Below are 8,561 nucleotides of genomic sequence, written 5' to 3'. Positions count from 1 at the left end.
AAAAAGAATAAAAAAGAAAAGGAAAAAGGCAATTTTCCGCTTAAAAAGCAGACGGAAAATTGCCTTTGGGCATTCATTTTAGATTACTGAAATAAAAAACGTAACTTTTTCAGTGGCCTAACAATTCTGGGGCAGTTTTTTTGTTCCCTCCTCTTTCGTGTAATATTTCAAAAGAGATATTAAGAAACGTGACTGGTTTTCTCATAAAAAATGATTCTATTTCCAAAAGGATCTCCAATTCTTATTTCCTTCATATTCCAAGGAGTATCCTCTAAGCCTGGTCTGGTGTATTTATAGTCTTTTTTTAACAATGATTCGTGCAAGCTTTCAATGTTTTCCGTAGCTATTCGTATGAGAGTTCCAGGGGTCCCATCCCCATGATGTTCGCTTAAATGCAACTTGCATTCTCCAGATTGTATCTCCATATAGATGGGGAAATCTGGTTCAAATCGATGCTCCCAGTTAATCTCAAATTCAAGAAAATCACAATAAAATTCCTTTGCCTTATCCACCTCAAAAATTCTTAAAACCGGAATTGACATTTGTCGAACACTTTTATCAGTCATTCATCTTCCCTCTTTTCTCCATAATTGCTTCCATTGTTCTTCTATAAAATTGATCGCTATGTGGTACAAAATGCTCTTTAGAAACAACCTGCTTTTTTACAATGGTAGAATTCTCTACAAACCCCTCTATGTAGATACTTTCCTCGTTATTTGCCCATAAATCCAAAAAATCCTCTAACCCTACCAGAAATACTCCGCTAACCTCTTCAGGCTGTAAAGTGAAATGGTCAAACGGAATCGTTCGTTCTAATAGGAAAACATGTGCATGCTCCCTGTCTATAAACCCTAACAGTTCTTTTTCATAAGGAATGATTCCCAAATAGGTTAGTTCATCTATTGCAACGTTTATGCCAATCTCCTCTTCCATCTCTCTTATGCCATCTTCCACTTTTTCTTGTGCCATCAAATGTCCGGCTGCGGTGATGTCTAATAATTCCGGGTAATCCTGTTTTTCTTTACTTCTAAGTTGGAAGTAAAGATAGTCTTTGCCATCTATTTTTGTCAGAATCCAACAATGAAATGTTTCATGCCATAGTCCCTTTGCATGAACTTCATCACGTGTAGCGACTCCTAAATATTCTCTTTCTTTATTGTAGATTGAAAGCATTTCCATAATTATTCATTCCTTTATTTTTTTATTTCTTTGTAATTTGATCCTAAGTACAATACTTTTCAATCTTATTACACTATTGGGATTTATTCTATGAATTCAAACAAATTATTTGATCTTGGGAAATAATTAGCGATTCATTTTATTAGAAAAGTAATCAGAAATTTCACTATTACCCGTTGATTATTCTGCAATAATTCATTTCCCGAGATGGACATTTCATCGTTTTAATAGAAAAAGCGACCATGAAAATAGTCGCTAACTTTATACATTTTAATAAATGTTATAGTGAGACTTTTTGAAACTTGCTCTTCCCTTTTTGCTAAAAAATCTTCTCTATTTTTTGTGAAGAAATTGGTAGACTTTCGTGGATTTATTTTTAAATAGTTGTTTTGATTAGTACAAAATCCTTGTTGGACACGTATTCATACAGTACACATACTTATAAATGATAGATTCCATATATAGTCTGTGAAAATAAATAGAAAGTGAGGTGAACAATCTATGACGCCTCTATCAATTTTTCTAACAATTTTTGCTTTTGTAGCTACAATAATATTGATACTTTGGAGACCTAAAGGGCTTAATGAAACAATACCTGCTTTATTTGGAGCTATTATAGTTCTAATAAGCGGTAGCGTTAATTTGTTAGATTTACTAGATATTAGTCAAAAAATTACTGGAGCTGCTGTTACGATTATGGCCACAATGATAATGGCCTTTGCATTGGAAAGCTTTGGTTTTTTCAAATGGGTTGCGCAAAAGATGCTTGAGTTTTCAAAAGGATCAAGCAAAAGATTATTTTGGCTGACTTGTACACTTTGCTTTTTAATGACACTATTTTTAAACAATGATGGGAGTATATTAATTACAACACCTATTTTAATACTTCTGTTAAAGCATTTAGGTTTAAAGAAACATGAATTACTCCCCTATTTAATTAGTGGTGCTCTTGTTGCAACTGCATCTAGTGTACCAATTGGAGTAAGTAACATCGTCAATTTAATATCTCTAGAGATAATCGGGATGGATCTCTATTTGCATACCGTCATGATGTTTGTTCCTGGTACGTTGGGACTGTTGTTTTTAACAGTATTATTGTATTTAATTTTCTACAAAAAACTTCCTCGAACTCTTCCTAACTACCAAAGCTTAATTATTCACGGATTAGAAAAAAAACACCCTTTACAGGACTCTGATCAAACTATGAAATCTTCGATTAAATTAATGATATGTGCGCTCGTATTTGTCTTCCTTGTCAGAATAAGTTTATTTGTCGCATCATATCTTGGCATTTCCGTTGCCTTGATAGCAGTACTAGGGTCTTCAATATTACTTATCTGGAGAGCTTTCTATTTGAAAGTTTATCCAACCGATATACTGAAGAAAACACCTTGGCATATCTTTATTTTTGCATTCAGTATGTATGTCCTAATATACGGATTACAAAACATTGGTTTAACAGATCTTTTGGTTACTATATTAGAGCCAGTAGTCTCTGAAGGACTTTTTTATGCTAGTTTTACAATGGGGGCTCTACTAACTATTTTCTCTAATATATTTAATAATCATCCAGCATTAATGATAGGGACGATTACTTTAAACGAAATGGCACTGGACCACATTACATTAAAAACAATCTATTTAGCAAATATAATAGGAAGTGACATTGGATCACTTATTCTTCCAACTGGTACGTTAGCTACTCTAATATGGATGCATATTTTAAGAGAAAATAAGATTAAAGTATCATGGGCTTCCTATATAAGTGTCACGTTAAAAGTTATACCAGCAACTTTAGTTTTTACTTTATTATGTTTGTATTATTGGGTCGCTCTTTTCTTTGTCGATTAACCATATAAGGCTTTCTTATAATAGTTATGGAGGAAAGCCTTTCTTATGGTCTATTGATTGGGGAAATGAAATGTTTTCAAATGATTTACCTTCCAATATATTGTCGTTGAATTAGAAGTTACTAATTCCACAATATTATTTGAAACATTTTTTAACAGACCGATTTTTTCGGGTTGCTCCCCCATATCTAATATTATTAATTGACCAATGAATTTTTTCATCTGTTCTTCAAATGATCTGTTTAATGGAGAGGAGTAAGGCACAACTGGTAACGCTTCTCTACTTAGCGAATACGGGGTTAACTGATTGGAGTAAGGTGTTAGCCATTTTAGATGTTGCATAGATATGAACAAAGATTTGTAAACGGGAGAATAAAAAACAATATAGTCGTTCAAGACACTTGTTACATACCCATGGATGGATTTATTACCAGTAACAAAAATCTCCACAAATTGCCCTTTTGCATTACTCAGTATTTTCCTATAAGAAGTAACCTCACCTTCTTGCTGTAAAGGAGATTCCTCTTCAGACGAATAAGAGGTATTTTCTGCTGCTTTTTCTTTAATGCCTTGAAGGTGTAAAAGAGGAATATATAGATATTTTTTACTATCAAATAATATTATAATATCTAGACCGACATCTATTACGGTGCCTTGAAAAAGGGTTTTGGCAGATATCTCTAACTCTACATTTTTACCTATTAGACTAATTAAACCTGTCAATAAAATCTCCCCTTTAAGTGTAGGTATCAATATAAATTTAATGGTGCAAAAGTCTGGTGAACCATTGCACCCTTTTTAGCGATGAGTTACTTTCTGCTTTTAAATGATTATTTCTTTTTATTTTTGTCCTTATTCTTATTCTTGTTCTTATCTTTGTCTTTATTTTTGTTCTTATCTTTGTCTTTATTTTTGTTCTTTTCTTCGTTTTTGTTATTCTTTTTCACTTTGTCTTCCTTACTTCCATTATCAGTATTTACATTTACTTCATTTTCTGTAGAAATGTTGCTTTCTGCATCTTGATTTCTTTGTATAAATGCACCCTTAGGACCTGAGTTGATGCTCCTAACATGAAATGGATGAATTCTTAGGATTTCCTGATTGCTTACTAATGTGTAATAACCACCCGCATTTTCAACTAAAACACCTTCCATAGCTTCAGGACCTCCTCTATTGATTGAGACCCATTTATTTGTCAAATTTTCAAATAGAGAATGAAAATCTGTTGCCTCAATATAGTGGAATAATTCAGTATCCTCTTTTGAAGAAACTTCGATTGATTTCTCAGTGGTTGCATCTTTAGAATCTTCTCTTTTCTCTTGAAGAGAGATACTTTTAATGTGTTGGACATTAATATAAATAACACCATCATCAGATGTAAACAATACTAAATGATCTTGAGAAATAGCTATTAGTGTACCCTTTTTTGCTTCAGGACCTCCTTGGTTAATTTGCACCTTCTGCTCAATCAATTGATCCAATAAATCTATAAAGTCCTGTCCTTGATAAAACTCTTCTTTCATATCTTCTAATGCTGTAGTTTGGACGGAGTTAATTTTGGAGTCCTCACTTATACTCTTAATATGCTTTAACTGGTAATAGATAATTGAACGGTTATTATTTTTTTTGTCCTGGGCATGTAAAGTTAGGTAATCATCTTTATAATCTAAAAGTGTACCAGTTCTTGATTCCGGTCCCCCTCGATAAATCGTGACGGACAACCCTAATAATGATTCTAAAAAATCATAAAAAAAATAATCTTCCATACACATCCTCCTTAATTAATATATCCATATTGGATATTTATACTGCATATATACGTGCAAGGAGGTTATAAGGAACTAGATAAGAAACCTAATTGTATAAAATTTCAACAAAGGCCTACTAGATTATACTCGATTTATATAGATTCGTTTGTTTGGTAATAATTTTTTTCCTTTTATATATATTAGTCTATTTTTCTATAATTCGATTAAAATATCAAATATATAATAATTTGATTAAATAGTCGAATTAGAATAAACTTATTCCATATACTAATGATATTCAATGTAAGTAGGAGGAAGTAAAAATGGCAAAGCCAGTTTCGATTTTTATTATGGATGTGACCAACTCCACAAAAAACTGGAATGAGATTGTAAAGTATTTAGAAGAGGTAGAAACAATAATAAAAGGTTGGACTAGAGGATTTCCTTCTGTAAAAGTGAAACACCGTCTCGGAGATGAAATTGTTTGTATGATGGATCACTTTTCTAGTGCTTATATCGTCGCTTTCTACATCAGTCAAATTTGGAAGTATAAAAAACAACCGCCATATTTTGGCCTGACCTTTGGAATGGTAGAAGATGATTTCTCTAGTATTGATATTGATAAATGGAATCACCCAATAATGCGACAAGCTAGGTTGGCAAACGAAACCATCAAACAAGCAACAAACCGACGTTCTATGTTTTTAATGCCTGAATTAGCACATCAAGAATCCACATCCATAGAAATGATTAATTTACTATTAGAATACCAGCATAAAATGATGAGTGAACAAACCGACATTCAACGATCTATCTCCAGGTTGTATTCCATATTGGAAGAGCAAAAAGCGATTGCAAGTATAGTAAAAAAGTCACCTTCTACTATTTCAAGCCACTATAAAAAGGGGAATTGTGAGATAATACTGAAAACTAAGAGGACGATACAACATACGTTAAACCAGCTGGAGCAAGATTCAAGTGGTAATGTCCCACATCATATCACGAAGGAATTAACAACTACCATTAAAAAACAATTACAAAAAAATATAGAACTCATATAATGGAGCACTTTTTTGAAATGCCTCCTTGCTAAAGGTAATTTACTAGGGAGAAATATCATCTGTTTGATTTTTAGGCAAAAAAATGCCGTAATAATATGGAAAAATACATGGATAATTAATTGATTTAATTGTAAGGGGCGGGTGGAATGATTGTTTTATTGCTTATCCTGGCTCATTTAATTGCAGACTTTTATCTTCAGACGGAGAAGATGGTCCGTAATAAAAAGGAGTATTTGAAGCTACATCTTTTACATCATACTATAGTAACTTTTATTGTCCTTCTTTTCGTCTATTTTATGCAGGGAGACGGGTTCTTATTTGAAGTAATAATTCCAACAGGTTTCATAGTTTTTGTCCACGGTATAGTTGATATAGGAAAAATGAAATTGGAGCATAACTCCCTATTCTTTCAAGAAAAAAACGCATGGAAGTTAAGTTTATTCATCGGAGATCAGCTTTTACATATTTTAAGTATTTTATTAATTTGTATGATTTTTATCAAAGTAGATTTATATGAACTGTTCCACTATATTCTCTTATCACTTAACTTATGGGAAGGCGCAAGACCAGAACATGGATTGTTCAACAGTATGCTATTCTTGATCATTATGTTCATTTTATGTACAACTGTAACCGGTCATATTATAAGAATTATGCTCGGGTCACTAACAAGACATCTATCATTATTTGAAGGCAAATACACGTTGCGGGATATGGCTGTGAGTCCCAATAGTGAAAAAAATATGACCGAAGAATATACATATATGGTCATGAAACATCAAGACCTCTCACGTGGAAAAGTAATTGGATACTTGGAAAGATTATTAGTAGTCTCCTTAATACTAATGGGTTCCTTCTCGGCAGTTGGCTTCATTGTTGCAGCTAAATCTCTCACACGTTTCAAACAAATGGATGACCGTGATTGGGCGGAGTATTTTCTCCTAGGAACACTTACTTCCTTTCTGTTTGCGATATTGATCGGTATCATGTTAAAAGTAGTTTTTCTAGGGTAGGGCTGCATAATAAATAAGCCCTATCCTCTTTTTTCTACCAATACTAAAATGAACGTCGCCAAGGGACCAAGTAATAGTGAAAGAAGGAACCAATTGAGTCCACTTCGATTCTTCCCTTGCGCAAGACCAGCATTAATAAGTGCAAGTGTCCCCCACCCTACAAAATAACTGTTTTCCATATTTATATTGCTCCTTTTTTTTCTTATCTCCATTTGTGATAGCATGAAGAATTGCCAGGTTAACTATTTCTGGTTTTAGTAATGGTATAGCATGGCCAAGTTTTCAGCCTTTACTTGTGTAGTATTTTCGTGAAGCAATGATAGCTTTTGTTGTTGCAATTTCCACAATTCCGTTTGATTGTCTGCGCTTAGAACTGTGACTGGTATTTCAACTGGGATCCTTGGACATTTGGAGAATTGTTCCACACTCATTGCTGCATTTTTCAGTTCAGAAAAAATCGCCTTGTATGCTTTTGCTTGAAAGCCGAGTGCTTTAGCTTCTTTTGCAATATCTTGTGGAAATAATTTTGAACCTACGTAAAGATTGAAAAACCTTGGAATCCTAGATCAGCTAAATAATTTCCTAGTTTATGAACTTTTTGCATTTTCTTTATTTTTGTTTTTCTCTCTACTGTCATCGCACTATTGTTATACCAATCTTCATGAACAGAATCGACTAATATCAATGCAGCCACATCTTCAGGATATGTGGCTGCAAATTCTCTCATGATTAATCCTCCATATGAATGTCCTACAAGTATATACGGTGGTTTGAGGGAAAGGTTTCTTACAATTCTTCTTAAATTTAATAAATGTTGTTGGCTTGTGAGTTCTAGATTATTCATGAGTCAACCCATATCCAGCTCTATCATACGATAACACAGTACAATAATGGGATGCCTTTTTTTGATCCAATGTCCAATCAAGATGATTTCATCCAACCCAGCTTCTAAAATAATAGTTGGTCCTTCATCTACATCAATCAGTTCTCCTTTTGGGTGGAAAGATTTTAGTTCTCTTTTAGTGAAAAAATAATTGCTGAAATACGAAAGAGATTGCCTTTCTTACATAATTATTCATGATTTTGTTCCTCATTTCAAAAATTGTATATTCGTTAGTATATTTCGTTGAATAATTATCATTTCCTTTTTTTGATTATATTGACAATTATATTTCTTTCTCATATAATGCTGTTAATATTATGAAAAAATGCTATAACGAGATAAAGTAGAATGACACTGTTTTTTAAAGAGAGCTTCGGTAGCTGAAAAGAAGCAAAAGCATTCATTTGAACATGACCTCCGAGCTTTACGGCTGAACGGTTGAGTAGGCCGTAACGAGATTTGGCACTCGTTACAAATGTCACAGTATCTATTTTTCCGTACTGATTGAGGCAAATGGTGAGAGCTATTTGTAAAATAAGGTGGTACCACGTGGTTGTTTACATCCCCGTCCTTAACGATTATTCGTTAAGGGCGGTTTTTTTTATAAATTTATAAATTTAGTTACAGCCCTTAGCTCTTAGAGTTCTTAGGTTCAACTTTCTCATCGACTCGATTTATGCTTGTAAAGGCGCAGAGATTTTACTATTAAGACCTGCGGTAATATGTCAACTGAAAAATAAAAGAATATGAAGTTATCAAAGGTCAATTTGCTTAAAAAAGACATCACGAAACTAATCCAGCAACTAGATGTCATTTACTGGAATTTT

Annotated in this window: 10 protein-coding genes and 1 other annotated feature; of the genes, 3 read left to right on the top strand and 7 right to left on the bottom strand. The window is 33.1% G+C overall.

The features are described 5' to 3' along the window. Positions 1-179: 179 nt before the first annotated feature. The gene (locus LRP81_RS22700) at positions 180-566 is read right to left on the bottom strand and encodes a glyoxalase superfamily protein (protein ID WP_230505422.1); all 387 of its coding nucleotides are present in this window, start codon (positions 564-566) and stop codon (positions 180-182) included. Beyond that, positions 559-1,179, bottom strand: coding sequence for an NUDIX hydrolase (locus LRP81_RS22695; protein WP_230505400.1), 621 nt, complete (start codon positions 1,177-1,179; stop codon positions 559-561). The genes LRP81_RS22700 and LRP81_RS22695 overlap by 8 nt, the downstream gene beginning before the upstream one ends. 501 nt (positions 1,180-1,680) lie before the next feature. Here LRP81_RS22695 and LRP81_RS22690 point away from each other — a divergent pair. Next, a complete protein-coding gene (locus tag LRP81_RS22690; RefSeq protein WP_230505398.1) occupies positions 1,681-3,030 on the top strand; it encodes an arsenic transporter in 1,350 nt (449 codons plus the stop codon). A gap of 50 nt (positions 3,031-3,080) precedes the next feature. On the opposite strand, the gene LRP81_RS22685 is transcribed toward LRP81_RS22690, so the two are convergent. After that, on the bottom strand, positions 3,081-3,752 hold the full coding sequence (locus tag LRP81_RS22685; RefSeq protein WP_230505396.1) for a DUF2642 domain-containing protein: 672 nt from the start codon (positions 3,750-3,752) through the stop codon (positions 3,081-3,083). Between the two features lie 107 nt (positions 3,753-3,859). After that, a complete protein-coding gene (locus LRP81_RS22680) occupies positions 3,860-4,795 on the bottom strand; it encodes a spore coat protein CotH (protein WP_230505394.1) in 936 nt (311 codons plus the stop codon). A gap of 305 nt (positions 4,796-5,100) precedes the next feature. On the opposite strand from LRP81_RS22680, the gene LRP81_RS22675 reads away from it, so the two are divergent. After that, positions 5,101-5,838: a hypothetical protein gene (locus LRP81_RS22675; RefSeq protein ID WP_230505392.1), complete on the top strand. Its 738-nt coding sequence runs from the start codon at positions 5,101-5,103 to the stop codon at positions 5,836-5,838. Between the two features lie 146 nt (positions 5,839-5,984). Beyond that, positions 5,985-6,851, top strand: coding sequence for a DUF3307 domain-containing protein (locus tag LRP81_RS22670; RefSeq protein WP_230505390.1), 867 nt, complete (start codon positions 5,985-5,987; stop codon positions 6,849-6,851). 20 nt (positions 6,852-6,871) lie between these two features. On the opposite strand, the gene LRP81_RS22665 is transcribed toward LRP81_RS22670, so the two are convergent. From LRP81_RS22665 to LRP81_RS22655, 3 genes are all read right to left on the bottom strand, one after another. Then, the gene (locus LRP81_RS22665) at positions 6,872-7,030 is read right to left on the bottom strand and encodes a hypothetical protein (RefSeq protein WP_230505388.1); all 159 of its coding nucleotides are present in this window, start codon (positions 7,028-7,030) and stop codon (positions 6,872-6,874) included. A 75-nt stretch (positions 7,031-7,105) separates the two neighbouring features. Beyond that, a complete protein-coding gene (locus LRP81_RS22660) occupies positions 7,106-7,282 on the bottom strand; it encodes a hypothetical protein (protein ID WP_230505386.1) in 177 nt (58 codons plus the stop codon). A 101-nt stretch (positions 7,283-7,383) separates the two neighbouring features. Next, positions 7,384-7,695, bottom strand: a complete 312-nt coding sequence (locus LRP81_RS22655) for an alpha/beta fold hydrolase (RefSeq protein ID WP_230505385.1) — start codon at positions 7,693-7,695, stop codon at positions 7,384-7,386. Positions 7,696-8,055: 360 nt separating this feature from the next. Next, positions 8,056-8,310 (top strand) — a binding site (T-box leader). Positions 8,311-8,561: the final 251 nt, after the last annotated feature.

This window comes from Sutcliffiella rhizosphaerae (genome assembly GCF_917563925.1).
GTDB classification, from domain to species: domain Bacteria; phylum Bacillota; class Bacilli; order Bacillales; family Bacillaceae_I; genus Sutcliffiella_A; species Sutcliffiella_A rhizosphaerae.
The sequence above is the reverse complement of the archived record's forward strand: the minus strand, read 5'-3'. Positions and strand labels throughout refer to the sequence as shown.

What these genes read in the sequence shown, in the direction of transcription:
- LRP81_RS22665 (WP_230505388.1), bottom strand. Translation starts at nt 7,030, where the DNA reads ATGGAAAACAGTTATTTTGTAGGGTGGGGGACACTTGCACTTATTAAT.
- LRP81_RS22690 (WP_230505398.1), top strand. Translation starts at nt 1,681, where the DNA reads ATGACGCCTCTATCAATTTTTCTAACAATTTTTGCTTTTGTAGCTACA.
- LRP81_RS22655 (WP_230505385.1), bottom strand. Translation starts at nt 7,695, where the DNA reads ATGAATAATCTAGAACTCACAAGCCAACAACATTTATTAAATTTAAGA.
- LRP81_RS22700 (WP_230505422.1), bottom strand. Translation starts at nt 566, where the DNA reads ATGACTGATAAAAGTGTTCGACAAATGTCAATTCCGGTTTTAAGAATT.
- LRP81_RS22680 (WP_230505394.1), bottom strand. Translation starts at nt 4,795, where the DNA reads ATGGAAGATTATTTTTTTTATGATTTTTTAGAATCATTATTAGGGTTG.
- LRP81_RS22670 (WP_230505390.1), top strand. Translation starts at nt 5,985, where the DNA reads ATGATTGTTTTATTGCTTATCCTGGCTCATTTAATTGCAGACTTTTAT.
- LRP81_RS22675 (WP_230505392.1), top strand. Translation starts at nt 5,101, where the DNA reads ATGGCAAAGCCAGTTTCGATTTTTATTATGGATGTGACCAACTCCACA.
- LRP81_RS22660 (WP_230505386.1), bottom strand. Translation starts at nt 7,282, where the DNA reads ATGAGTGTGGAACAATTCTCCAAATGTCCAAGGATCCCAGTTGAAATA.
- LRP81_RS22695 (WP_230505400.1), bottom strand. Translation starts at nt 1,179, where the DNA reads ATGGAAATGCTTTCAATCTACAATAAAGAAAGAGAATATTTAGGAGTC.